Annotated in this window: 18 protein-coding genes and 5 pseudogenes; 11 read left to right on the top strand and 12 right to left on the bottom strand. The window is 73.2% G+C overall.

The features are described from left to right. Positions 1-54 precede the first annotated feature (54 nt). Positions 55-900 (bottom strand): DeoR/GlpR family DNA-binding transcription regulator, encoded by an 846-nt coding sequence (locus KGS77_RS03695; protein WP_242578658.1) that lies wholly within the window; start codon positions 898-900, stop codon positions 55-57. Between the two features lie 250 nt (positions 901-1150). On the opposite strand from KGS77_RS03695, the gene KGS77_RS03690 reads away from it, so the two are divergent. Next, positions 1151-3577 carry a hypothetical protein gene (locus KGS77_RS03690; RefSeq protein WP_242578657.1) on the top strand — a complete coding sequence of 809 codons (2427 nt, stop codon included), beginning with the start codon at positions 1151-1153 and terminating at the stop codon, positions 3575-3577. A 10-nt stretch (positions 3578-3587) separates the two neighbouring features. Here the strand turns inward: KGS77_RS03690 and KGS77_RS03685 are convergent. Then, a pseudogene (locus KGS77_RS03685) lies at positions 3588-6013 on the bottom strand (right-handed parallel beta-helix repeat-containing protein). Between the two features lie 444 nt (positions 6014-6457). After that, positions 6458-7063 carry a hypothetical protein gene (locus KGS77_RS03680; protein ID WP_347404431.1) on the bottom strand — a complete coding sequence of 202 codons (606 nt, stop codon included), beginning with the start codon at positions 7061-7063 and terminating at the stop codon, positions 6458-6460. A gap of 345 nt (positions 7064-7408) precedes the next feature. Between KGS77_RS03680 and KGS77_RS03675 the strand changes: the two genes are divergently transcribed. After that, a complete protein-coding gene (locus KGS77_RS03675; RefSeq protein ID WP_242578656.1) occupies positions 7409-8152 on the top strand; it encodes a CBS domain-containing protein in 744 nt (247 codons plus the stop codon). 276 nt (positions 8153-8428) lie between these two features. On the opposite strand, the gene KGS77_RS03670 is transcribed toward KGS77_RS03675, so the two are convergent. The 4 genes and pseudogenes from KGS77_RS03670 to KGS77_RS03655 form a co-directional block, all read right to left on the bottom strand. Beyond that, a complete protein-coding gene (locus KGS77_RS03670; protein WP_242587276.1) occupies positions 8429-8893 on the bottom strand; it encodes an ATP-binding protein in 465 nt (154 codons plus the stop codon). A 212-nt stretch (positions 8894-9105) separates the two neighbouring features. Beyond that, positions 9106-9996: an MEDS domain-containing protein gene (locus tag KGS77_RS03665; protein ID WP_242587275.1), complete on the bottom strand. Its 891-nt coding sequence runs from the start codon at positions 9994-9996 to the stop codon at positions 9106-9108. Between the two features lie 187 nt (positions 9997-10183). Beyond that, the gene (locus KGS77_RS03660) at positions 10184-11008 is read right to left on the bottom strand and encodes an MOSC N-terminal beta barrel domain-containing protein (protein WP_242578655.1); all 825 of its coding nucleotides are present in this window, start codon (positions 11006-11008) and stop codon (positions 10184-10186) included. Between the two features lie 61 nt (positions 11009-11069). Continuing rightward, positions 11070-11542 (bottom strand): annotated as a pseudogene (locus KGS77_RS03655) (DUF6643 family protein). A 374-nt stretch (positions 11543-11916) separates the two neighbouring features. On the opposite strand from KGS77_RS03655, the gene KGS77_RS03650 reads away from it, so the two are divergent. Continuing rightward, positions 11917-13410, top strand: a complete 1494-nt coding sequence (locus KGS77_RS03650) for a TerD family protein (RefSeq protein ID WP_242578654.1) — start codon at positions 11917-11919, stop codon at positions 13408-13410. Between the two features lie 79 nt (positions 13411-13489). Here KGS77_RS03650 and KGS77_RS03645 read toward each other — a convergent pair whose 3' ends face one another. After that, positions 13490-14674 carry a glycosyltransferase gene (locus KGS77_RS03645; RefSeq protein WP_242587274.1) on the bottom strand — a complete coding sequence of 395 codons (1185 nt, stop codon included), beginning with the start codon at positions 14672-14674 and terminating at the stop codon, positions 13490-13492. 311 nt (positions 14675-14985) lie between these two features. Between KGS77_RS03645 and KGS77_RS03640 the strand changes: the two genes are divergently transcribed. The 3 genes and pseudogenes from KGS77_RS03640 (at position 14986) to KGS77_RS03630 (ending at position 17554) form a co-directional block, all read left to right on the top strand. Beyond that, complete coding sequence (locus tag KGS77_RS03640; RefSeq protein ID WP_242578653.1) at positions 14986-15795, top strand: aspartate/glutamate racemase family protein; 810 nt, start codon at positions 14986-14988, stop codon at positions 15793-15795. Positions 15796-15858: 63 nt separating this feature from the next. Next, positions 15859-16798 (top strand): annotated as a pseudogene (locus KGS77_RS03635) (IS5 family transposase). A gap of 117 nt (positions 16799-16915) precedes the next feature. Then, a complete protein-coding gene (locus KGS77_RS03630; RefSeq protein WP_242578652.1) occupies positions 16916-17554 on the top strand; it encodes a hypothetical protein in 639 nt (212 codons plus the stop codon). A 40-nt stretch (positions 17555-17594) separates the two neighbouring features. Here the strand turns inward: KGS77_RS03630 and KGS77_RS03625 are convergent, their stop codons facing one another. Both KGS77_RS03625 and KGS77_RS03620 read right to left on the bottom strand, forming a co-directional pair. Then, positions 17595-18146, bottom strand: coding sequence for an NUDIX domain-containing protein (locus KGS77_RS03625; RefSeq protein ID WP_242578651.1), 552 nt, complete (start codon positions 18144-18146; stop codon positions 17595-17597). 170 nt (positions 18147-18316) lie between these two features. Next, a complete protein-coding gene (locus KGS77_RS03620; RefSeq protein ID WP_242578650.1) occupies positions 18317-19480 on the bottom strand; it encodes a hypothetical protein in 1164 nt (387 codons plus the stop codon). A 319-nt stretch (positions 19481-19799) separates the two neighbouring features. On the opposite strand from KGS77_RS03620, the pseudogene KGS77_RS03615 reads away from it, so the two are divergent. The 3 genes and pseudogenes from KGS77_RS03615 to KGS77_RS03605 all read left to right on the top strand — a co-directional run bounded on the left by KGS77_RS03615 (position 19800) and on the right by KGS77_RS03605 (position 21291). After that, positions 19800-19993 (top strand): annotated as a pseudogene (locus tag KGS77_RS03615) (CsbD family protein). A 225-nt stretch (positions 19994-20218) separates the two neighbouring features. Next, positions 20219-20797: a hypothetical protein gene (locus KGS77_RS03610; RefSeq protein WP_242578649.1), complete on the top strand. Its 579-nt coding sequence runs from the start codon at positions 20219-20221 to the stop codon at positions 20795-20797. A gap of 50 nt (positions 20798-20847) precedes the next feature. After that, positions 20848-21291 carry a hypothetical protein gene (locus KGS77_RS03605; protein ID WP_242578648.1) on the top strand — a complete coding sequence of 148 codons (444 nt, stop codon included), beginning with the start codon at positions 20848-20850 and terminating at the stop codon, positions 21289-21291. Positions 21292-21408: 117 nt separating this feature from the next. On the opposite strand, the gene KGS77_RS03600 is transcribed toward KGS77_RS03605, so the two are convergent. Together KGS77_RS03600 and KGS77_RS03595 are read right to left on the bottom strand one after the other, a co-directional pair. After that, a complete protein-coding gene (locus KGS77_RS03600; RefSeq protein WP_242578647.1) occupies positions 21409-22467 on the bottom strand; it encodes a cytochrome P450 in 1059 nt (352 codons plus the stop codon). A gap of 282 nt (positions 22468-22749) precedes the next feature. Beyond that, complete coding sequence (locus KGS77_RS03595; RefSeq protein ID WP_242578646.1) at positions 22750-23232, bottom strand: MarR family winged helix-turn-helix transcriptional regulator; 483 nt, start codon at positions 23230-23232, stop codon at positions 22750-22752. A 56-nt stretch (positions 23233-23288) separates the two neighbouring features. On the opposite strand from KGS77_RS03595, the gene KGS77_RS03590 reads away from it, so the two are divergent. Continuing rightward, positions 23289-23741, top strand: coding sequence for an SRPBCC family protein (locus KGS77_RS03590; protein WP_242578645.1), 453 nt, complete (start codon positions 23289-23291; stop codon positions 23739-23741). Positions 23742-23948: 207 nt separating this feature from the next. After that, positions 23949-25102 (top strand): annotated as a pseudogene (locus tag KGS77_RS03585) (epoxide hydrolase family protein). The last annotated feature ends 7 nt before the right edge of the window (positions 25103-25109 follow it).

Genomic DNA, 25109 nt, shown 5'->3' with positions numbered 1-25109 from the left:
CCGCCGTCAGGTGCCCCCGTCGTCAAATGCCTCCGCGGTCGGGTGCCTCCGCCGTCAGAGGTCCGCGCCGTCCACCGGCTCGCCCGCGACCACCAGCTCCGGCGGCAGCTCGGATATCCGCTCGCGCGCCTCGGGCGCCAGCCCGTCGTCCGTCACCAGCACGTCCACGTCCTCCAGCGAGGCGAAGGAACTCAGGCCCACTGTCCCCCACTTGGTGTGGTCGGCCACCACCACGACCCGCCGCGCGGACCGTACGAAATGCCGGTTGGTCTCCGCCTCCGCGAGGTTGGGCGTGGACAGCCCGGCCACCTCGGATATGCCGTGCACCCCCAGGAAGAGCACGTCGAAGTGGAGCGAGCGGATCGCCGCGTCCGCCACCGGGCCCACGAGCGTGTCCGAGGGCGTACGCACCCCGCCCGTCAGCACCACCGTGGCCGCGCCCGGCCGGGTCGCCGCCCCGCCGCCGGCCACCGCCCGCTGCGCGGTGTAGAACACATCGGCCACCCGTACGGAGTTCGTCACCACCGTCAGGTCCGGCACCTCCAGCAACTGCTGGGCCAGCGCGAACGCCGTCGTGCCGCCCGCCAGCGCGATCGCGCTGCCCGGCGCCGCCATCTGCGCCGCCGCCTTGGCTATGTCCTCCTTGGCGCTCAGCTCCAGCCCCGCCTTGGCCTCGAAGCCGGGCTCGTGCGCGAGCGGTTCGCTGACCGGCACCGCGCCGCCGTGCACCTTCTCCACCATGCCCTGCCGGGCGAGCGCGTCCAGGTCCCGACGGACCGTCATGTCCGAGACGTTGAGCCTGCGGGTCAGCTCGTTGACCCGCACCCCGCCGCGGCGTCTGACCTCGTCCAGGATCAGGGCGCGCCGCTGCTCCGCGAGGAGGTTCTGGCTGTCGCTCACCTCGGCCCGTCCCTTCCGCCCGCTGCCGTCACAGGTCCGTCGTTGTCGGTGCACCGACGACCGTGCACAGGCGTCGGTGCACAGCCCTTGACGCGCAGTCGTCGATGCACTGGCGTTCGCACTCATCCTCGCACGAGGGAACGACAACGACCGCCCGGCCGGTACGAGGTGGATCGATGCCCGCAAGTGGGAAGGAACAACCCCGGGCACGTCGTGCCCCACAGACATCGGGGAAAACGGGGGAGATCCGATGGAAAAGGACATCGCCGCCGACGGCAGAACACCACGCGCAGCATCAACCGGCCGCGGCGACGCGGACCAGGCCCCGCCGCCGGACGGACCCCGGCTCGCCCTGGAACTCCAGGTCCACGGCGTGGGCGGCACCACACCCGAGAAGATGCTCGGAAATCCGCACACCGTACGCATCACCGGTGACGACACCGCGGCCTGCTACCGCCGCACGGCCGACGAGCACGCCGAAAGCCATCCCGAGAAGTACGGCAAGGAGCCGATCCGCGAGGCGTACTGCTGGTGCAACCTCACCTCCGGCAACGGCGCCCGCGCCCTGTGGCTGATCCTGCTGCCCTTCATGGTCGCCAACCTCGCCCACTGGATGCGCCCCGCCGCCCCGCCCTCCCACAAGGGCCAGCGCGTCTACGACGTCCTGGTCCGCATCCTGGCCCTCAGCCTCACCGTCCTGCTGGCCGCCGCGGCCTGCGAGGTGGCGCTGGACCTGACGGCCTGGCAGTGCGCCGGCAGCGCCGCCTGTGCCGCCGGGAAGTCCTGGCTGGGTTTCTTGAGTCCCGCGCAGGGCACGGCATGGAGCGCGCCCGGCCGCCGCCTGGTCCTGGCCGGCGTCGTCCCGCTGCTGCTCGTGGGCTTCCTGTGGTGGCTCTCGCGCCGTACGTGGAGCGCGTACGAATCCGCCTCCCCGCCGCCGCGCCGGCCGGGCGCCTCCCGCGGCACCTCGCCCGAGCAGCGCTCCGCCCTGGCCATGAACGGCTTCTGGTACGGCCGCCGGCTCGTGGCCCGGCTGCGCGCCGCGCACACCGCCGCCGGCATCCTGACCATCGCCGCCGCGCTGCTCACGGCCGCCACGGACGCCGACCTGCGGCCCGGCGGCAGCACCACCCTGGCCGTCGTCGGGTGGGTGCTCGCCGCCGTGGTCGGCGGCCTCGGCGCGCTCACCGTCCTGGTCGTGTGGCGCGCCGCCCGCAGCGAAGCGGAACCGGACGAGGCGTCCAACCGTTTCCCCGTCAAGGCGCTGCCCTTCGCCTCCTTGGGGGCGCTGCTGCTCACCGCCGTGCACACCGCCTGGGAACGGCCCGGCTGGACCAGCGCCGGCCGGCTGCCCGGCACGAGCTTCTTCGGTGGCATCGCCGTCTTTCAGGGCGTCCTGGCCCTGGCGCTGCTGGTGACCGCCGGGTTCCTCCAGCGCGCCGCGCGGCGCGGGGGCAGCGGCGACGGGCGGGCGGCGCTGCGCGGCATGGGCGGCGCGGGGGTGGCCCTGCTGGCCTGCGCGCTGGCGGGCGTACTGACCGGGGGAACGGCGCAGCGGGTCGCGGACTGGCTGGACCGCGGCGCGACCCCCGGGCAGGCCCACGCCTCGATGGCCGGTCCGCCGGTCGTCCTGTCGTGGAACGCCTCGGTGATCCCGGTGCTCCTGCTGGTCCTCGCGGCGCTCGCCGTCCTCGCCGGCCTGCGTGTGATCTCCGTACGCCGCGCGGTCGCCAAGGACATCCCCGGCCTCTACGGCAAGGGCGAGCGGCCCGACCGGCACCGCGCCGACCGTATCGCCGGCACCATCGCGCGCGCCGGGCTGACCGACACCGCGCCGACCGTCCTCGCCGCGGTCGCTGTCGTCACACTCGTGCTGGGCGCCGGCGCGGTGGCCGGCGCCTGGCTCACCGACCGCGCGCCCGGCCGTGCCACGCTGGGCGCGCCGGCCCCCGTACACGCCGCGGCCGAGACCGTCGAGGCGCTCGGCTCCTGGCTGATGGGCGCCGGGGTGATACTGCTCGTGGTCATGGGACGCCGCGCCTACCAGGACCTCTCGGCCCGCCGCACCATCGGCATCCTGTGGGACGTGGGCACCTTCTGGCCGCGCGCCGCCCATCCCTTCGCGCCCCCTTGCTACGCCGAGCGCGCCGTCCCCGACCTGACCTGGCGGATGGCGACCTGGACCGAGCGCAACAACGGACGCCTGGTCATCTCGGGCCACTCCCAAGGCAGTGTGCTGGCGGCGGCGGCCGTATGGCAGCTCGACCCGGTCACCCGCAGCCGGGTCGCGCTGCTCACCTACGGCTGCCCTTTGGAGCGGTTGTACGGCCGGTGGTTCCCCGCCTTCTTCGGCCCGGCCGCGCTGACCGGACTGCACCGCGAAACGGACGCCTGGCGCAACCTGTGGCGCTTCACCGACCCGATCGGCGGCCCGATCCGGCTGACGTGCGAGGACGGCCCCGAGGTCGATCACGGCCCGCTGCGCGACCCGCTCTCCTTCGGCCGTACGCTGCACGCCCCGCTTCCCTGCCCGATCCTGGGCCACAGCGACTACCAGGCCGACCCCGCCTTCGACGCCGCACGGGCCGAACTGATCGCCCGCCTCGGTCCCGGCCTCCCACCCCAGCGACCGGGCCATCCCTCGGCGACGACCGGATGTGCGCGACCGGAACGGTGAGCCGGTGCGCTCACGGCAGTTCGGGCAGGTCCTCGGCGTACAGCAGCGTCAGGTCGTCGGTGCTCGGGTCGGTGAGCCGGGCCACCCGGCCCGCGTGCCGCTCGACCATGGCCTCGAACGTCTGCCGCGCGGTGCGCCCGTTGCCGAACGACGGTCCCTTGGGCAGCGCCGTGAAGTACTCCAGCAGCGCCTCACCGGCCCCTCGGCGAGGCGGTACTCGTGCTCGTCGCCCTGCTGCTCCACGATCCGCAGCAGCTCCTGCGGCGCGTAGTCGCCGAACCTGATGGTACGCGAGAAGCGGGAGGCGACACCGGGGTTGGTGGCCAGGAAGCGTTCCATCTCGGAGGTGTAGCCGGCGACGATCACCACGACCGCCTCCCGGTGGTCCTCCATCAGCTTCACCAGCGTGTCGATCGCCTCGCGGCCGAAGTCCCGCCCGGAGTCCTCCGGGGAGAGCGCGTACGCCTCGTCGATGAACAGCACTCCGCCGCGCGCCCGGTCGAACGCCTCCTGCGTACGGATCGCCGTCGACCCGATGTGCTCGCCGACCAGGTCCACCCGGGAGACCTCCACCAGATGACCGCGCTCCAGTACGCCCAGGGACGCCAGGATCTCGCCGTAGAGACGCGCGACGGTGGTCTTGCCGGTGCCCGGGGAGCCCGTGAAGACCAGGTGACGGCGGACCGAGGCGGCCTTCAGGCCGGCCTCCTGCCGCCGGCGCCCCACCTCGATCATGTTGATCAGGCTGCGCACCTCGCGCTTGACGCTGTCCAGGCCGACCAGCGTGTCCAGTTCGCCCAGGACCACCTCGGAGTCGCGGCTCGCGGCGCGCGGTGCCGGCGCGGGCCCGGGGGCGGGCGCCGCCGGCGCGGCGGACTGCGCGGGCAGCCCGCCGAGCAGCCCGGCGGTCTGTGTCGCGCCCTGCGCCACCGGCCGCGGCGCCGCCGGTGCCAGCGGGGCCCCCGGTGCCCGGCTCTCGTCGCTCGTACAGTCCTGGACGCTCGGCCCGTCCTCGGCGAACTCGTACCCGCCGCGCGCACAGCGCTCGGTGCGGCACCGCGTCAGCGTCGTACGGCAGCCGTCGATCACATGGAAGCCGTAGCCCGCGCTGCCCGTGACCCGGCAGCCGTGGAAGGCGCCGCGCCCCTCGGCGGAGACGTAGAAGCCCGCCTCGGCGGGGGAGGTGACCGTACAGCGCTCGACGGTGGGGTCGGCGCCCTTGGTGACGATGACCCCGGTCTGCGCGCTGTCGATCGAGCAGTTGGCCAGGGTGCCGCCGCTGCCGTGGTCGCGGAACCACGCGCCGGTCGCGGCATCCCGGATACGGCAGTCGTCGAGCTGTACGGTGGCGCCGTCGCTGACCGAGACCGCGGTGTTGCGGACCTGGGAGAGGTCGCAGTCCACCACGTCGGCGCGCGAGCCCCGGTCCAGCACGAACAGCGCGTCCGGGACGTCGTGCACCCGCGTCGAGTCCAGGACGGCGGTGGCGCCGTCGCTCACCCACACCGCCGGGTAGTCGCCCGTACTGTCGTGGATCTCGCACTGGTTGGCGTCGACCCGGGTCCCCGGGTCCCACACCGACAGTCCGTTGCGGCCGAAGCGCCGCACCGTGCTGCGGGTCAGCGTCAGCACCGAACGGGAGCGCAGGTCGACGGCGTTCTCGGGAATGTCGTGCAGCTCGCAGTCGGCGAGCGTGAGGACCGCGTCGGTGTCCAGGGTGATGCCGTCGGCGGAGGTGCGGTGGACCGTGCAGTCGGTCAGGTGTCCGGCCGCGCGGGCGGCCACCTGCACCCCGGCGCCCTTGATCTCGTACAGCTCGCAGCCGCTCGCCTCCACGCCGCTGCCCTCGCCGTTCACCGACAGGCCCGCCCCGGAGGCGTGGTGGACCCGGCAGCGCTCCAGCCGCGGGCGGGCACCGCCGCGTACCGCGATCCCGGCCTGCCCGGCGGCCACCACCTCGCATTCCTCGAACAGCCCGCCCGCGCCGTCCAGCACACTGATGCCCACCCCGCCCGGATTGTCCACGGTGCAGTGGCGCACGGTCGGCCGCGCGCCCCCGCGCACCTCGATGCCCGACGCCGAGCGCGTCACCACCCGCAGCCCGGTCAGCTCCGGCGCACCGTCCTCCACCAGCAGCGCGGGCGAGGCCGAGTCCTGCGCCTCCACCCGCAGGTCCTGCACGATCGCGGAGGCCCGTACGGTCAGCGCGACACCGTCGGCGGGCGCGATCCGCACCGAACCGCGGCTGCCTTCCGGACCGCGCAGCGTCACGGCGCGCAACAGGACCAGATTCTCCCGGTACGTACCGGCGGCCACGGTCAGCACATCGCCGTCCCCCGCGGCCTCCAGAGCCGCGGCCAGGGAGCTGTACTCACCTGTACGGCGCCGCCACCGCGACGTGCCCGAGTGCGTCACCTGGACCGAGCCCTGTGCCATGGCGCTGTCGTGTCCCCACCTCGTACGAACTGCTGCCGGCCCGGCAGTTGTTCCTCGGCGGAGGTCCGCGTGCGGGGGTCCGGGACCCAGCCGGCAGGCTGGATGGTCCACCGTAGCGCGCCCGGGACGGGGCGGTGGACCGGGCCGGGCAAGGCCAACGGCCGCCGGTGCGCGCGGCTCGGCACGCACCGTCGGTACAAGGGGTACACAGGGTCACCTCGCGCCCCGGACCCGCCCCCTCGCCCGCCTGGTGTCCGGGGGCAACTCCGGTACGGGGACGGGCCCAACTCCGGTACGGGGACGGGACCGGGCGGGGCCGGGGCCAACTCCTGCGCGGGGCCCGGAGCCGACCCGGACACGGAGGCACGGGGTCAGCCCAGGTGCGCAGACATGGGCTGACCCAGGCACGGAGGTACGGGTCGGCGCACATACGGAGGCGCGCGGTCAGCTCCCCGCGCCGGTGCGCCCCCAGTCCTGCCCCGCGCGCTCCCACTCCTGGTCCCAGCGCCGGTGCCGGCGGCGGTTCAGCCGCCACAGGACCAGCCGCCGTCCGCCCTCGACGAGTCCCGCCGCGGCGCCCGCCGCACCCAGACCGGCGACCACCGCGTGCGCCCCGGCGGTGGTCCGGCTCATGGGCCGCGCGGTGATCCGGCCACGGTCGTCGGTCCACACGCGGAAGCGCTCACCGGGCCGTACGGGGCGCGGCGCGGTGACCTGGCCGCCGCGCCGGCCGCCGTCCCACGCCTCCCACTCGGCTTCCACCTGACGGTAGGAGTCGCGCGAGGCCGGGTGCCCGGAGCCGGGGTCCGCGGGCGCAGGGAAGACGGGCCGGCCGGCCGTCGCCCACGCCAGGTGCCGCTGCTGGTGCTGGGCGTGCACCGCCCGCAGCAGCGCGCCGTGCGCCGCCCGGCCGACGGCCCAGCCCACACCCGCCGCCCCCAGCGTGATCAGAAGGGCGGCGGCCAGTGCCGTCCACGCTTCCAGCAGGTCGGATACGCGCCGCAGCGGATTGTGCCGCCAGCGCCAGACGCCCGCCATGGTTCGTACCACTTCGTACCCCCTTTCCCTCTCTGGGATTACCGCATCCGGCACCGGCCATGCATGGGCCCCGCGAACGGAAAGCGGAACGGACGGGACAGGGGAGAGAAGTCGCCGGGCGCCAAGCGGGCCCAGGGCACGACGCGGGGCGGCACGCGGACAACCGGACCCGGGAACCGGTGTGCGCGGGAGGGAGAGGCGTCCAGGAGACGGTGGCGCAGGAGCCGGTGGGCGTACGGCACGGGACGGGCGGCCCTTACGTCACCGGGCGGAGGCGGACCGTATCGCAAGGCGCCACGCCTGGAGTACGTCCCGGCCACGCCCGAGACTGTTCCCCTGCCTTCAGGGAGGCCCGGCATGGATCACCGGCTGATCGGCCGTCTGATGAACACCGACGTCGTCAAGGCCCGCTACGGAACGTCGTTCAAGGAGGTCGTCAGCATCCTGGCCAAGCACCGCAAGACGGGACTGCCCGTCGTGGACGGCGACGGCAAGGTGCTCGGGGTCATCTCCGAGACCGACCTGATGTTCCGCCAGGCCGCGCAGGACATCCTGCAGAACCGCTGGTACAACCGGCGCCGCCTGACCGGCAGCGCCCGGGCCGCCCGCGCCAGGGCGCGCTCCCTGCGCGCGGGCCAGCTCATGACCTCGCCGCCCGTCACGGTCGGGCCGCACCAGTCCGTGGCGGAGGCGGCGCGCCTGATGGTGGCCGGGAGGATCGACCGGCTGCCCGTGGTGGACGCCGAGGGACGGCTGTGCGGGCTGGTGACCCGCAGCGACCTGCTGAAGGTCTACCTGCGGCCGGACGAGGAGATCCGCGAGGAACTGATCACCGAGGTCCTCGTACGGACCCTGGGCCTGAAGCCCGCCGCCATCGGTGTGACCGTCAACGCGGGGGTGGTCACCCTCCGCGGCCGGCTGCCGCGCAGCGGCGAGGTCCGTACGGCGGTACGGCTGGCAGGCCGTATCGACGGGGTGGTCGCGGTGGTGGACGAACTGGAGTACGCCGAGGACGACACCGCCGACCAGGTCAGCGAACAACTGGTGCGCGAACGCGCCCAGGAGTGGCTGCGCAGGCTGACCTGTCGCGATGAAGGCTGAGCGGTTCCCGGCGAAGCCTGAGCGATTTCCGGCGAAGGGTGAGCGGTTCCCTGATGGAACCCGCGCTGCCCGCGCGGGCGATCAGGGGCCCTGTGCGCGGACGTCGGCAAGGGCGGGGTGGATCCGGCCCGGGGTGAGGGTGGTGATGGCGTACTTCGCCACGCCGCTCGTGACGAACGGGTCCTCGGCGTGATCTGCTCGATCGTGTCGCGGTCGACACCGTGGGCGATGATCGCGCCGCCGCCCGAGGCGGGGACGGGGCGACGGACTCGGCTGTCACCTCTGGCTGTCACAACCCGGTGCCGGGAATCCGGCGTCCCGGCGTACCCGTACGGCCAAGGTCACCACGGCCCCCACCGCTCCCGCGCCGACCGAGAAGCGGTCCACCACCAGGCGTGCCAGCCACAGCCCGCGCCCCTTGGGTGCGCCGTCGAGCCCTGGCAGCAGGTCGGGGATCACCGCCTCGCTGAACCCCGGCCCGGAGTCGCTGATCCGGCACTCCAGTTCGTCACCGATGCGGCACAGTGTCAGCAGCCCCGAGCCGCCCGCGTGTTCCACGGCGTTGCCGGCGATCTCGTCCACCGCGAGCACGAACTCCCCGCGCCGCGGCTCCGCCAGGCCCTCGCGCAGCGCGCACTCCTCGACCAGCAGCCGGACCTGGGGCAGCAGCCGGGCGGTGAAACGGCGCTGCAACAGATGCCGGGCGACCGGCCCGTCCGGCGACGCCACACCGGCCACCACCGGCGCGGGGACCGGGCTTTCCGGCGCACCCGGCACACCCGCCGCGTCCGCGTCCGCCGGGCCCGCCCCGTCCGCCGGGCCCACGGCCGGTACATCCGGCGCATCCGGTACGTCCGGCACGCCCTGCATGTCCGTCGCCTCCTTGTACCGAGCCTGTACGGGCACCGCGCGGCCGTCCGGTCCGGGGCCCGGCCGGCGGGCGTGTTCGGGGATCAGCACGGCCGCGCCACCTCCAGCGTCGCCAGCCGTGGCACCGCCGCGGCCCCCAATCGCCGGAGTGTACGGGCCTGGAGGCGGTCGCAGCGCACCTCCACCAGGTCGTGCCGGGTGGCGGCGCCGGTGAGGGTGAGCAGGGCGGTGGCGCAGCCCACCGACAGGAAGTGCAGCCGTGTCAGGTCCACGGTCAGCCGGCGGTCACCGGCGGTGACCGCCAGCGCGATCTCCAGGGCGGTGGCGAAGCTGCCCCGGGCCGCGGCGTCCGCCTCACCGATGAAATGCAGCGCGCCGTCCCCGCCGCGCACCGACCGCAGCGACCCCAGACGTTCCAGGAGGCCGCGGGGGTGCGCCTCGTCCATGGCCGTGAGCACCTCGCGCCCGAACCATCTGCGGTCGTACGCGCAGATCTCGCTGTAAGGGCGGCCCTCGAACAGCTCCTGGGCGTGCGTCTCACGATGCATCATCACGCCTACGTCCGCGTCCAGGTCGGGAACCCAGTGCATGTCGATGAACGTCCGCAGACCCGTGAACCCTTCGTCCCGCGCCCGGTCCGTCTCCTCGCGCAGCCGGCCGATCTGCCGCTCGGGCGTGAACTGCGTCCAGGGCCGGATCAGCGCCCGCATGCTGCTCAGCGCCAACTGGCCGCGGGCGCGCGCCGCCACGGTGCTGCTGCTGGGGAAGTCCAGGCGGGCGAGCACCTCTTCCTCACGCAGCGCCGGACTGGGGAAGACCACGACCTTCTCGCCCCGCGCCAGCCCGAGCCGTACGAAGGCCGTGACCACGTCCCAGCGCACCTCGTCGTTGTCGTAACTCACGAAGGCGTGGTCCCCGGGCCGCAGCATCTGGACAGGGATGAGGTGATCGTTCTTCGCGTCCCAGGAAGGCATCGGCACGTGGCTCTCCCCGTCGCTCTCCCCGACCGCTCAGCCGTGCGCTCACTGTAAGCAGTCGGACACGCTGCCGCAACGAGTCCGGCGGGCGTGGCGGAAAGCGTGCCGGAAACGGTGGTATGGACCACCGCCGCGCTCCGGACCGGGCCGGTGCCGACGCCCCGGCCGGGCCCGGCCACGGCCGTCAGTCCAGGACTTCGAAGTCGTCCCCCACCCGGATCGTCCCGGTGCCCTCCGGAATCAGGTTCTGGCCGAAAACAAGCTGGTCACCGCGGCGTCGGTGACGGGCCAGCGTACGCAGCGGCTCCTTGCCGCGCTCGGCGGTCCGCTGGTCGGTCGTCGTCACCACGCAGCGACCGCACGGCTTGGCTACGCGGAAGGAGACCTCGCCGATACGGACCCTGCGCCAGTCGTCCTCCGCCCAGGGCGCGGTGCCGTCCACGACCACACTGGGCCGGAAACGGTCCATCGGCAGGGGGCCCTCGTCGGCGTGGTCACCCTGCGCTATCAGCAGGTTCAGGGCGTCCAGCGACGAGGTGGCCGTGAGCAGCAGGGGGTAGCCGTCGGCGAAGCTCACGGTCTCGCCCGGCCGCGCGTACCGGGGATCGATGGGACGGCGGCGCGCCGGATCGTCGAGATGCACCAATTCGAGCGCGGTGCCCAGATACGTACTGAACCACTCGGCCGCCGCGCGGCCGGCGGGGACGGCCTCCACCTTGTCCCGCCACACCACGACCGGGACCGTCCGGCCGGGCTCGGGCACCTCGACCGTCAGCGGCTCCATGCCCGGCGCGGTCAGCCTGACCGCGCCGGACGGCAGTTCCTCGGCCGCCACCAACGCCAGCTTCGGATGCGGGCGTTGCGTGACGTGCTGGCGCCCGGCGTCGACCAGCATCCAGCGGCGGTCCCCGGCGAGCCCCCACGGCTCCACCACGGCCTCACCGGGGCCGGAGCCCGCGAGGGACTTGACCGGGTACACGTGGACCGCACTGAGAAGTGGCTTCGACATGACCCCATCCTGCCAGGCGCGTCCGACAGTTGACCGGCCGGGCGCCGGCCCCCGCCGCCGGTCAGTACCCCCGGCCGGGGTGCTGGCGGCCGTACGGATCGTCGTACGGCGCGGCGGGGCGCGGGGCGACCGGCGCGGCCGGCCGCATCGCCTCGTAGCCCGTGCTGGTCCCCGGCGCGGGCCGCTGCTGCTGGTACTGCTGCGGCTGCTGCGCCTGGTAGCCGCCGCGCGTCCCGGATGCCTGCTGCGGGATGTACGGCGCGGGCGTGTGCTGGAGGGGCGCGACGGGCTGCGCGGCGGCCCCCGGGTACCCCTGGCCCGCGGAGGGCTGGGAGGGGGCGGCGGGCAGCGCGGGCAACGCCGAGGGGAGCGCCGGCATGTACGACGACGAGCCGGTGTCGTAAGGGGAGGGGACCCGGATCGGTGCGATCTGGGGGTACCCCGTTCCGCGACGAGGCTGTCGTAGATCGGGGTGTCCGGGAAGGACGGCGAAGCGTAGTAGCCGCCGCCGTAGGTAGAGCGGGGGGAGGTCATGCCTCTTAAGTTAAGCCCACGATGTGCTGGTTGGGGAGCCTGGCCAGAAGGTTGTTTCGCGTGTTGCGTGTGGTCCCGGATCACTAATGTGAGCGAACTTGGCAAAATCGGTCGCGATCGCCCGTTCGAATCATGTAAAGACACCAAATCCCACGCGAAGCTGAGGGGCGGTCACGGCGCACGAAGGAGGGTGAGGGCGGCGACGGGGCAGAAGACCAGTAAGTTGGGTGCCACATCCGGTCCGGGTGCCGTCCCGGGCGGGCGCGCGGACGGACCCCGCGGGCCGGGACCTGCGGACCGGGCGCCGTGGGCCGGCAACCGCAGGATGAGACCCGCAGATCGAGCCCCGAAGGCCGGGAGAGGAAGGCGCCGCGATGTCGATGCTCAAAGGCAGCAATGTGCCGGTCCCCGCGCCGGCGGTACGTGTCGAGCTGAGCTGGCGCACCGGTCCGGGCGTCCCCGACGTCGACGCCTCCGCCCTGCTGCTGGTGTCCGGCCGGGTGCGTGACGACGCGGACTTCGTCTTCTACAACCAGCCCGCGCACGCCTCCGGCGCCGTACGCCACGACGGCAAGCGGCCCGCCGGCGAGAGCGTGACCGACACCCTGACCGTCGACCTGGCCGGCCTGGCGCGGGCCGCGGCGGACGTCGACAAGGTGGTGCTGGCGGCCTCCGCCGACGGGGGCTCCTTCGGCCGGGTCCCCGGCCTGAGTGTGCGGGTCCTGGACGCGGCGGGCGGCGCGGAGCTGGCCCGCTTCGACAGCCAGGACGCGACCACCGAGACGGCCTTCGTCCTGGGCGAGCTCTACCGCAGGCAGGGCGCGTGGAAGTTCCGCGCGGTGGGGCAGGGGTACGACAGCGGGCTCGCGGGCCTGGCCACGGACTTCGGGATCAGCGTCGAGGAGCCGCAGCCGGCCGTGGCTGCCACGCCTCCCGTGTCCGCCGGGCCTCCTGCGGCCCCCGCACCTCCCGCGCCGTCCGCGCCTGCCGCCCCCGCCGCGCCGCCCGCGCCCCCTGGGCCTGCCGTGCCTCCGGCGCCGCCCATGCCTCCGGCGCCCGCCGCGCCACCCGCCGCCATGCCCCCGGCGCCGCCTGCCGCCGTGCCTCCCGCGCCGCCCGCGACCGCCTGGGCGGCCCCGCCGCCGTCCGTCGAACACGCCGCGGTGCCCGCCGCCCCTCCCGTACGACTCACCAAAGTCACCCTCACGAAGGACGCCCCGGCCGTCTCGTTGACCAAGCAGGGCGGCACCTCCGGCGCCATGAGGGTGAACCTCAACTGGCACACGGGCAATTCGGGCAAGCCGGCCCAGCGGCTGGGGAAGAAGCTGGGCCGCAAAGCCATGGAGGCGCTCGGCGCGCGGGGAGCGCTGCTGCCCCGCTCCGGTGACCTGGACCTGGACCTGGACCTGTGCGCCCTGTACGAACTCAGCGACGGCAGCGGGGGAGTCGTCCACCCCATCGGCAACAGCTTCGGCTCGCTGCACACCCCGCCCTTCATCCAGCTCGACGGTGACGACCGCACCGGCGCGGTGGCGACCGGCGAGAACCTGACGATCAACCTCGACCACCAGGACCGGATCCGGCGCATCCTGATCTTCGTCACCATCTACGCGGGCGCACGCAGCTTCGAGGGGCTCAACGCCACCGTCACGCTCCAGCCGCAGCACGGTGCCCCCGTCGACTTCGTGCTCGACGAGTGCACCGTGCCGTCCAATGTGTGCGCGCTCGCCCTGATCACCAACACCGGGAGCGAACTCGTCGTGCAGCGCGAAGCCCGCTACCTCGTGCCCGAGCCCGGCGTCAGCCCGCAGCGCACCGTCGACTACGCGTACGGATGGGGCCTGAACTGGTCACCGGCCAGCAAGTGACTTCGCCCCGCGGCACCCGGGGCCGTCCGCCCGCGGCCTCCCGGGCCGCCGCCCACGGCACCCGGCTCGCACCCGGCTCTCACGGCGCCCCGTACGTACGGCCCTTCCACGCGGCGCCGCGCCCCCGGTAGTGCCGTACGGCCGAGTCGACGGTCATCAGGAGGTAGAGCAGCGCGGTGAACGGCAGCAGCGGCGCCGTCCACACCGGCTGCCGGTAATACCGCAGCATCGGCACGTACGTGGCGGCCATCACGGCCCATGCCGCACCGCCCAGCACGGCGGCCGTCCCGGCGGCCGTCCCGCCACCGGCGTCCGCCCCGCCCGTGAGGACGCCGGCCAGCCCGGTGACCAGCGCGGCGGGCGGCGCCAGGTAGACCAGCGCGAGCCCGAGCACGGTCCCCGCCAACAGCAGCGGACTGTGCCGCAATTGGGTGTACGCGCTGCGCGAGACCATCCGCCACAGCGACCCCAGCCGCGGGTACGGCCGCACGCTGTCCACCCGGTCGGCCAGCCCCAGCCAGATCCGGCCGCCCGCGCGCTTCACGGCGCGGGCGAGCGTCACGTCGTCGATCACCGCGTGCCGGATGCTCTCCGGGACGCCGGCCCGCTCGGCGGCCTCGCACCGCAGCAGCACACAGCCGCCGGCCGCCGCCGCGGTCCGCGCCGTCGGCCGGTTGACCCGGCGGAAGGGGTAGAGCTGCGCGAAGAAGTACACGAACGCCGGGACGATCAGCCGCTCCCAGAAGGCGGCCACCCGCAGCCGGGCCATCTGTGAGACCAGGTCCAGATCCGCCGAGCGGGCCGCGGCCACCAACTCCCGCAGGCTGTCCGGTTCGTGAGCGATGTCCGCATCGGTCAGCAGCAGGTACTCCGCCTCGCCGCGCTCCCGGGCCAGTGCCATACCGTGCCGTACGGCCCACAGCTTCCCCGTCCACCCCGGCTCGGGCTCGCCCGGCGAGGTCACGGTCAGCGGCAGCCCGCCGCGCTCCCCGGCCAGTGCCCGGGCCAGTTCGCCCGTACCGTCCGTGCTCCCGTCGTCGACGAGGAACACCTCCGCCCGCCCCGGGTACTTCTGGGCGAGCAGGGACGGCAGGCTGACCGGCAGCACCGCGGCCTCGTCCCGCGCCGGTACGACGACGGCCACCGTCGGCCAGCGCTCCGGCCCGGTACGCGGCGGCAGCCGTACGTCCGTGCGCCAGAAGAAACCCTGCCCCAGCAGCAGCCACACCCAGGCCAGCAGCGACCCGGCACCGATCCACTCCATCGCTGTCACGGCCCGCAGTCTGCCCCACCCCGGCCCCGCCGGACCGCCCCGACCCGCTGTCCGCTCTTGGGCGCCCGCTGTCCACCGCCCGCCGTTCGCCGACCGTTGCGAAGCGCCGACCGTTGCGAAGACCGGCCGGGGCCGCCCCGCCCCGGCTCCTGCCCTCCCGCCCGGCGCGCGATCGTCTCCGGCTCCCGCCGCCCGTATCCCGTCCGGTTCCCGGCCGGCCCTCGCGCCTTCACGGGCCCCGCCCCCGCGCCTTCACGGGCCCGGTACGACCGTCCCCGCGCGGACCCGAGTAAAGTGTCCGGGTGAAGATCGCACTGATGGACTCCGGTAAGGGCCTGCTCGCGGCGGCGGCAGCCGTACGTCGACTGCGGCCGGACGCCGACCTGGTGCTCTCCTGCGACCCCGACGGGATGCCCTGGGGCCCCCGTACGCCGCACGACGTCACCGCGCACGCGCTCGCCGTGGCCCGCGCCGCCGCGGCGCACCGCCCGGACGCCCTGATCGTCGCCTGCAACACCGCCTCCGTGCACGCCCTGCCCGCGCTCCGCGCCGAGCTGGAGCCGGACATCCCGGTCATCGGCACCGTACCGGCCGTCAAGCCCGCCGCGGCCGGCGGCGGCCCCGTCGCCATCTGGGCCACCCCCGCCACCACCGGCAGCCCCTACCAGCGCGACCTGATCGAGACCTTCGCCGCGGACATCGACGTCACCGGTGTCCCGTGCCCCGGCCTCGCGGACGCGGTGGAGACCGCCGACGACGCCGCCATCGACGCCGCCATCGCCGCCGCCGCCGCGCTCACCCCCTCAGACGTACGGTCGGTGGTCCTGGGCTGTACGCACTACGAACTCGTCGGCGAGCGGATCCGCGCCGCGCTCCAGCGGCCCGATGCGCCGGCGCTGGTCCTGTACGAGTCCGCCGAGGCCGTCGCCGCCCAGGCGCTGCGCCGCGTCGGGGCCGAGCCCGCCCCCGCGGCCGAGCCCACCGGCCGTCTCACCGTGCTGCTCAGCGGCCGTGTCTCCGGGCTCCCCGAGCAGGCCCTGGCCTACGCGGAGGGGCGTCTGCTCGCGGAGCTGCACCCGGCCGCCGAGTCGGCCGCCGAGCCGATCGGCTAGGGCGCTTCTGATGGCTCTTGTCGGTCGGGGTGGGCCAAGCTCTGAGCTGGGCACGCGTAGGGCATGGTGCGGCGACATGAACTGACCGATGCGCAGTGGCGGAAGATCGAGCCGTTACTGCCGGCCAACGGCCGGCCTGGTGGGCAGTGGTCCGATCACCGGAGGGTGGTGAACGGGGTGCTGTTCCGGGCCCGTACGGGGGTGCCCTGGCCGGACCTGCCGGAGCGGTACGGGCCCTGGCAGACCGTCTACGAACGGCATCGCCGCTGGTCGGCGGACGGCACCTGGCAGCGCATCCTGGCCGAGCTGCAGATCGAGGCCGACGCCGGCGACCCCGACGGCGCCTTGGCCCGCGAGCTGGAGCAAGAGTGGGCGGTGAACATCGACTCCACTTCCTGCCGGGCCCACCAGCATGCGGCCGGGGCCCGGCAACGACCGCCGCGCGACTGGCCCGAAAAGGGGCGGGACGCGTGTGGAGGCCGATGGACGGGAGGCCCTGGGACGCTCACGGGGCGGACTGACCACCAAGGTCCACCTGCTGGCCGATGACCGGGCCCGCCCGCTGACCTGGCTCACCTCGCCGGGCCAGCGGGGCGACAGCCCCATGCTCCTGCCGGTGCTGGAGTCGCTGCGTATCGCTCGCCGCGGGCCCGGCCGGCCACGCCGCCGCCCGGACCGGGTGCGCGGCGACAAGGCGTACTCCAGCCGCGACAACCGCGCCTACCTGCGCCGCCGGGGTATCAAGGCGACGATCGCCGAGCCGGACGACCAGCGGGCCCACCGCCGCAGCCGTGGCCGGGCAGGCGGCCGGCCGCCTGCCTTCGACAAGGCCCAGTACCGGCGGCGCAACGCGGTCGAGCGCTGCGTCAGCAAGTGGAAACAGTTCCGGGCGGTGGCCAGCCGCTACGACAAGCGCGACTACATTTTCAACGGCACCCTCACCGTCACCACGCTCGTCATCTGGCTCCGCGACACCGTCCAAGAGCCATCAGAAGCGCCCTAGTAGGCGTGCCCGGCGGGCCGGGCCGTCGTACCGCCCGCGCACCCCACCGCTCACGGGCGTCCCGGAACTTGCGGGGCACGGCTGCCGGAGCGGGCGAAGGCGCGTACGCTGCGTGCCATGAGGGACCACCCCCAAGAGGGGGCAGCAGCCCCCGACAGCCACGGTGACCACACCACGCCCATCCGCAACGGCGCGAGCCCGGATGGCGGCGCACCCGCCGGCTGTGGCCCCTGCCCGGACGTTCCCGAGGTGTGGCACGGGCGGGCCACCAACCGCGTCCAGTGGCTGCTGGCGGCCATCGGCGCGGCCTGCATGGCCCTGGGCATCGAACTCGCCGTCGACAACGCCTGGACCTCGGGCCTCGCCCCGCTGGTGATGTCCGTCGTCGGCTGTGTGGGGGCCGGCCTGCTGGTCCTCTTCGGCACCCTCGCCTTCGTCCATGTGGCCGTACGGGTCGACAAGGACTGCCTGGAGGTGCGCTGCGGGCACATCGGGCTGCCGCGCCGCCGGATCCCCCTGGACCACGTCGTCGGGGCGGACTTCGCGCCGCGCGTCACTCCCCGGCACTGGGGCGGCTGGGGCTACCGCTGGCGCCCTGAGCAGGGCACGGCCGTGGTCGTCCGGCGCGGCGAGGGCGTGGTGCTCACCCTCGGTGACGGCCGCAGTTTCACCGTCACGGTCGACGACGCCGAGGCCGCCGTACGCTGCATCCGCGGTCGGCTGGGACTGCGCCAGGGACGCGCGGCCGGCACCTGAGCAGCACCTGAGCGGTGCCTGGAGGAGCGTCGGTCGGCGGTCAGGAACGCACCGGGCGCCGGTTGTGGCCGGCCCCGTCTCCCGCCTCGAAGCCTCCCGCCCCGAGATCTCCCGTCCCGAGGTCTCCCGCATCGAACCAGGTCGGCTCGTCGCTGAGCGCCTGCTTGATCCGCAGCAGACAGAACTCGCCCAGTTCCGGCAGCGCGTCCAGCGCGAACCACGCCACGTCCAGGGACTCGTCGTCGTTGACCCGCGCCTCACCGCCCTGTGCCCGGCACAGGAAGGTGGTGTCCATGAACTGGCAGCGGTCACCGTTGGGGTACTGCACCGGCTCCAGTGCCTGGACGAGCAGCACCCGCTCCGCCACGCAGCGTACGGCGGTCTCCTCCTGCACCTCCCGTACGGCGGCCACCGCGGGCTGCTCGCCCGGCTCCGGGATCCCGCCGACCAGCGACCAGGCGCCGGTGTCGGCGCGCCGCACCAGCAGCACCCGCCGCTCGTCGTCGAAGACCACGGCGCTCACCCCGGGCAGCAGGAGGAGCTGGTGGCCCGCGGAGGCCCGGATCGTACGGATGAAGTCGGGTGTCGGCATGCGCCCGACCCTATCCCCGCCTGGCGGCGGCCCGGCGCGCTCACCCGGGGGCGCCCGCGCCGCACGCCGGGCGCGTGCGGTGCGGACGCTCCCGCGCACGCGCCGGGTGGTAGGCGGCGGACGCGCCGCGCGGTGGACGCCGGGCGACGTCCGTTCCGGCCCCGCGCGGCCTACCCGAAGCGCTCGATGTGCAGTTGGGCCGGCGGGTTCGGGTAGAAGGACGTGGTGCCCACGGACCAGTAGCCGGACGTGCCGGGGATCGGCGTCAGCTCCGTCATCAGTACGGCCGGCGGGAGTTCCGGGCCCCGCTCGCTGACCCACGCCGTACCGTCCCAGCGCAGATAGTGGGCGCGCGACTGGTCCCAGAAATCCCACCCGGTGATGCGGTCGGGCCGGCCCCGCTCGTCACCGACGATGGAGCTGAGCAGTCCGATCGAGAACGGTGCCTTGACGGTGGACCACGCGGTGCCGTCCCAGTGCTGGAGGATGATGCTCGGCGGCTTCCCGGGCGGGCCGCCGACCCCGTAGCTGTATCCGGTCAGCCAGATGTCGTCGTGGGTGACGGGGAGTATGCCGGTGAGCGTGCTGCGCAGACCGGTCCCGCGCGCGATCACGGTCCAGGCGCCGTCCCACCGTGCGATGACGTCACCGCACACCCAGACCTCGCCGCTCGGCGTGACGTGGACGCGCGCGGGCGTGGGCGTCCCCTGCGGCAGCGGCGGACACCAGCGCCAGGCGCGGCCGTTCCAGTGCAGCAGCCCGGCCCGGTCGCCGTGGCGGCCGGCGGCCCAGGCGCAGCCGTCGCGGGTGGCGGTCACGTCGTTCAGTACGGTGCCCGCGGTGCCGCTTCCGGGGAAGCGTGTCTCCTGCCAGGTGGTGCCGTCCCACGTCAGCAGATGACTCTGGTCGGAGTCGCCGGTGCCGACCGCCCAGGCCGTACGGGGACCGGCCGCGGCCACGGCGTACAAGGGGCCGGAGTAGGTCAGATGCGCCAGATCCGTACGGCTCCAGGCGGTGCCGTCCCAGTGCAGGGCGACCGGGCGCTGCGGCTGGGTGGTGTCGCCCAGGCCCTCCACGCCGACGGCCCAGGCCACTTCCGGCCGGGGGGCCGCGACCCCGTACAGCCGCGCTCCCGGGCGCGCGGCCGGCGCCGGAACGGTCTGCCAGGCTGCGGCCCGGCGGGTGGCGGTGCGGTGGGCGGCGGTCCCGGTGCCCGCGGTGCGGTGGCCGGGGGTGGTCATGGAGGCGGCGGTGGCCGGTCCTACGGCCGTGGCGGTCAGCCCCAACCCGGCCGCGGTGCCCGCCAGTCCGCCGACGAAGTCTCGTCTTCGCATGCGACAGTCCTTCCTCCGGTGTGTGGATGTGAGGAGGAGAAGGTGATGGACGGTGCCTTTGCAATGCGCTGCCTTGCGATGCAGTGCGTTGCCTTGCGGTGCAATGCGCTGCCTTGCGGTGTAACGGTGTAACAGCGTGCGCAACACCCTGGCCCCGCCCACGTGTCAGGTCAATGCACCCGCCGGACATGGCATCGGGCGGGTCTGCGCCCGCGCCGTGCGGGCGGGCAGCACGTACCGGTAGCCGCCTCCGGATGCGCTCCCCGTCGGCCTGCGGCAGCTTGGTGTTCGCCCCTGCAACAACACGAAGGAGTGTGTCATGGGCGGCAACAGTGCCAAGGACAAGATCAAGGGCAAGGCCAAGGAGATGGCCGGCAAGGCCGGCGACAACGACCGGATGCGCGGCGAGGGCCGTACCGACCAGGCCAAGGGCAAGGCCAAGGCGCGATGGACGAGATGAAGGGCAAGGCCCAAGGGATGAAGGACTCCATGAAGGGCCGCAAGAACTCCTGACCCCGCCCCGCCCGTCCCGTTCCTGGGGTCTCCCCGGCCGTAACGGGACGGGCCCGGCCGGCCCCCGGCCCCCGCCCCGTACGGCCCCCGTGCCCACGCCCACCCGTGCCCACGCCCACGTTTGCACTCGCACCTTCACGCCGACCGTAGAACTCAGACGTCCCCAGGTGACGGCAACAAGGGCGGCCTGTCGAAGACGCGTTCAGCGCAGTGTTGGATGGGCGCATGACCCGTACCGCTGTCACACGACTTCATCAGGCCATCTCCCGTATCCGGGACGCCACTCGCGACCGTACGGCCACGGGAAGACGGCCGGAGGACGCCGACGGCCTCACGGGCACCTTCGCCACGGACGGGGCGCTCGGCTTCGACCCGTTCCCCTTTCTCCGCGCCCTGGACAGGGCCGGCTCCCATGCCGTGGTCGTCGGCCAGGTCGCCGGCATCATGCACGGCTCGGCCGAATTGACCGGCGACCTCGACCTCCTGTGGGACGGCACCCCCGCGCAGGCCCGGGCCCTGCGCGACGCCCTGGTCATCGTCGGCTGCCCCGAGCCGCCCGCCCTGGACCAGGCGCAGGTCGCCTACCGCGTGGACGGCGCGGCCGGAGACCTGTGCACGCCCGCCCTGGACTGGGGCGGCCTCGACGTCGCCCCCTGCCTGTCCCGTGCCGAGCACGCGCACGACCCGTCCGGCTTCACGATCCGCTACGTGGCCCTCGACGACCTCATCCGCATGCGACGGGCCATCGGGCGGCCGAAGGACCACCGCCGCGCCGACGAACTCGAACGCCTGCGCCGCCCTTGACCGCGTGATGGGAGGATTGGCGGTCAAACAACCCGAGGGGGCCTGTTCGCGTGCCTACACCGGCCGACTACCTTGAATCGGCGCGTGCCGAGACGGACGCCGCCGTACTGCATCGCCTCGCGCGTCGCCCCTATCCCTTCGTCTGGCACGCGTTGGCCGTCAACCCCCACACGCCTCCCGTGGTCCTCCGCGAGTTGTCCTCGGCACGCGACAGCCCGTGGAACGACAACAAGCTGCTCCGTCTGCTGGCAGAGCACCCCCATGCCGACGGTGCCGTGCTGCGAGCGGTCCTCCAGGCCGTGGCCGCGAAGCTCGCAGCGGGCGAACGGCCCTACGCGGCGGTCGCCGCACTGGCGCGACGCGAGGAGCTGGAGGCCGAAGAGGTAGGACGCCTCGGGGAACTGAAAGGAGCCTCCGCCCGACTGCGCAGACTGCTCGGCCGGACGCTGAGCGCGCGCTCCGGGGGACCGCCGCCGACCGCCGGCCCCGAGTGACGTCTGCCCGGCCTTCTCTGCGGACCGGCCCCTCCGTTCCGTGACTTTCCGTGTGTCCCCGATGAAACGCAGGTGTCCGGGATGCCGGAGCAACTGCCGGGCGGTCACCGGGTGGAACTACCTCGGTGTCCGCGGGCTCACGGTCATGCGGATGTCGTCGGCCGCCCACAGCACGAACCGTTCGATCGGCGTCACTTCGTGTCCCGGCGCGGGCCGGAACCGGAAGCGTTTGAGCAGTACGGCCATGACCAGCTCGGCCTCGACCATGGCGAGAGAGGCGCCCTCGCAACTGCGCGGCCCGATCCCGAACGGGATGTAGGCCAGCCTCGGCCGCTTGGCGACCTCTTGCGGGGTGAAGCGCTCGGGCAGGAACCTCTCGGGCTCGGGCCAGTGGTCGGGGTTCATATGGACGGCCCAGAACGGGTAGAAGACCGTGGTCCCGGCCGGGATCTCGTAGTCGCCCAGGGCAAGCGCCTCGGTGGTCTCGCGCGCGCCGTACGGGCCGGGCGGGTAGAGCCGCATCGACTCCTTCAGCACCATGTCCAGGTACGTGAGCCGCCGCAGGTCGGCGTACTCGGGCACCGTACGGTCACCGAGTACGCGGTCCAGCTCGCTGGCGACGCGTTCGGCCGCCTCGGGATGGCGCCCCAGCAGATGCAAGGTCCACGAGACGGCCACCCCGGTGGTGTGGTGGGCGGCCAGCAGCGTCATCATCACGGTGTCGCGGATGCGTGCGGGGCGCTCACCGGCCTCGACGAGCGCCCCGATCAGATCGCTGGGGTCCGTACGGCCGCCGGAGCGGTGCGCCGCGACGACCCGGTCGACCGTCGTGCGCAGATAGGCCAGGGCCCGCGCGGCCCGCTCGGTGCGTTCCTCCTGCGGGCCCGGGGCCGGCACCTCGTAGAGCTGTCCCAGGTATGTGGTGAGCACCTCCTCGAAGGCCGCGATGACACGGTCGGGGTCCGCGGCCTCGCTCCCCAGCGCGTACACACAGATCATCCGCAGCGACAGCGCGGTCAGATCCTTCTGGAGTGCGACCGGCTCGCGGCCGGCCTGCCCGGCCCAACGGTCCGCCAGGTCCGTCGCCAGCGCGGTGAACCGCGCGAAGTGCCGCTCGTGAGAAGGGCGTTTGGCCAGTACCGACAGCAGTACCCACCGCCACAGGGTGGGGGTCATGAGCAGAACGGTTGATTGGGATGCCATCTAGTCGCTCTGCGTAACGTCGGTTCCGGGTATTCCGCCGTCGGCGTGAGGGTGCTGACAGGAGCGTATGGCGGGCGGCTTGGGTATGAGGGCGTCCTTCCGCGGACTGAACGAGGGGCGATGGAAGGACAATGATCCGGAGGGTCTCCGGTTTCGCTACGCTTATTTTGTCGCAGCGGTGGGCCCTGGTGGCGGTCCAGCCGGGGATCTGTGTATCGAGATCCCCTGAGTGCCGGCGCGTCATTCGATGGGTCGTCAGGTCAGTTCGGATTCGAGGCGGCGCTGCAGCTCGCCGAGGGTCTCGTGGGCGAGGTTGAGCCTTTCCGGGTCGAGACCTTCGGTGGTGCGCAGGGCCAGCTGGGTGTAGGCCGCCTGCATCCTGTGCAGTGCGGCGCGGCCGGGCGGGGTGACCTCGAGCAGCTTGGCCCGCTGGTGTGCGGGATTGGGCCGGTAGCAGGCGAGTTCGTCCTCGACGAGCAGGTCCGCGACGCGCTGGACTGCCTGGCGGGTGTGGCCGAGCCGGCAGGCGATGGCTCCGATCGGGGCGGCTTCGTGTTCGACCTCGGCGAGGACCTGCCAGCGCGCCAGGCTCTGGCCGGTCGGCCGGGCGATGCCGTTGCCGATCGCTTCGACGACGTCGGCGAGTCTGACGACCTGGTCGATCAGCGCGCTGTAGGCATCACAGGCCCGGTCGCCATCGTTGACAACATGTTGTCGTCTAGCTACCTTCTCGGACATGGCAACATGTTGTCATGTTGCGCTTCGGGCCGCAATGAGCGAATGAGGAGTGCCGCATGTCCTCCGTATCCCGCCCCCTCTTGATCTCACGCAGCATCATCATCGCCGCACTGCCCTCGACGGTTTTCTCGGTGCTCGCCGATCCGCGCCGTCACGCCGACTTCGACGGCTCGGGCACCGTGAAAAACGCGGTATCGGGACCCGCCCGCCTGGGCCTGGGCGACACGTTCAAGACAGCCATGAAACTGTTCGGCGTGCGCTACCAAATCGTGAACACTGTGGTCGAGTTCGAGGCGGACCGGCGCATCGCGTGGTGCCACCCCGGCAAGCACCGCTGGCGCTACGAACTCGAAGCCGTCGACGGCGCCACACGGGTCGTCGAGACCTGCGACTTCTCCACCTCGCCCGTGCGCGGACTGCTCCTGCGCACACCGTGGCCCCGCTGGAACGCCGAGGGCATCGAGAAGACCCTGCCGCGGCTCAAGGCCCTGGTCGAAAACGGCGCCTGAAGCGACGGGCGGGGCGGCCCGGCACGCCGGCCGCAGCCGGCCATGCACCCCGTATGGCCGGGACCGTCGCACCACTTGGACATGCTTCCGCGGAACGTTCGCATGCCGCCGATCGCGGCGCGCAGGGGCGATCGCTGCCTCGGGCCCAACACCACCTTCAGCGCGGCGTGCCGCCGCAGTGTGTATTGCACAACCCAGGAGAGTCACATGGCGTTTGAACCCCGCCCCTTCCGGATCGACACACCCGAAGAAGACCTCATGGACCTCGCGGAGCGCCTGGAGCGCACCCGCTGGCCCGATGAACTGCCTGGGGCCGACTGGTCCCACGGCGTCAACAGGGCATGGCTGCGGGACCTGGTCGGCTACTGGCGCGAGGGCTACGACTGGCGAGCGCACGAGGCGGCGCTCAACGCGCACCCGCAGTTCACCACCGAGATCGACGGGCAGAACATCCACTTCCTGCACGTCCGTTCCCCCGAGCCTGACGCGACGCCCCTGATCATCACGCACGGCTGGCCCAGCACGATCGCCGACTTCCAGGCGATCCTCAAACCGCTCACCGATCCCCGCGCGCACGGAGGCGACCCGGTCGACGCCTTCCATGTCGTCGCGCCCTCCCTGCCCGGGTACGCCTTCTCCGGTCCGACCCGCGATCGCGGCTGGGGCGTCAACCGCACCGCCCGCGCCTGGGCTCAGCTCATGAGCGGCCTGGGTACGAGCGCTACGCGGCCCAGGGAGGGGATTTCGGCAGTCTCATCGCGCCCGAGCTCGGCCGGGTTGCCGCGGAACGGCTGATCGGAGTGCACGTCAACGCATTGGCCTTCGCCGCGTGGCCCATGTCCCCCGACGAGCTCGACATGCTCGGCGAAGCCGATCGCGAACGGGCGCTCGCACACGAGCGGTGGTGGTACGGGCGTTCCGGCTACATGCACGAGATGAGCACCCGCCCACAGACGATCGCCTACGCGCTGAACGACTCGCCCGCCGGTCAACTGGCCTGGAATTCCGAATGGTTCGTCGACTACGACCCCGCCGCGACCAAGCACACCGCCGTCGACCGGGACGCGATCCTGACCAACGTCACCATCTACTGGCTGACGAGGACAGCGGGCTCTGCCGCACGCCTCTACTTCGAGGCCGGGGCCGAACTGCCAACGGGAAGACCGTCGCCGTCGATGGTCCCGACAGCGGTGGCGAACTTCCCCGGGGACCACACGATCCGGGACCTGGCGAAAAGGTCCCACCTGATCACCCGCTGGCGGGAGTACGAGCGAGGCGGGCACTTCCCAGCCCTCCAAGCACCCGAGCTACTCGTGGCCGACATCCGGGAATTCTTCCGAAGCCTGCCCGGCACACCCTGACGCAGGG

The organism is Streptomyces sp. MST-110588 (genome assembly GCF_022695595.1).
Taxonomy (GTDB): Bacteria; Actinomycetota; Actinomycetes; order Streptomycetales; family Streptomycetaceae; genus Streptomyces.
This window is presented reverse-complemented; position numbering and strand designations above follow the sequence as displayed.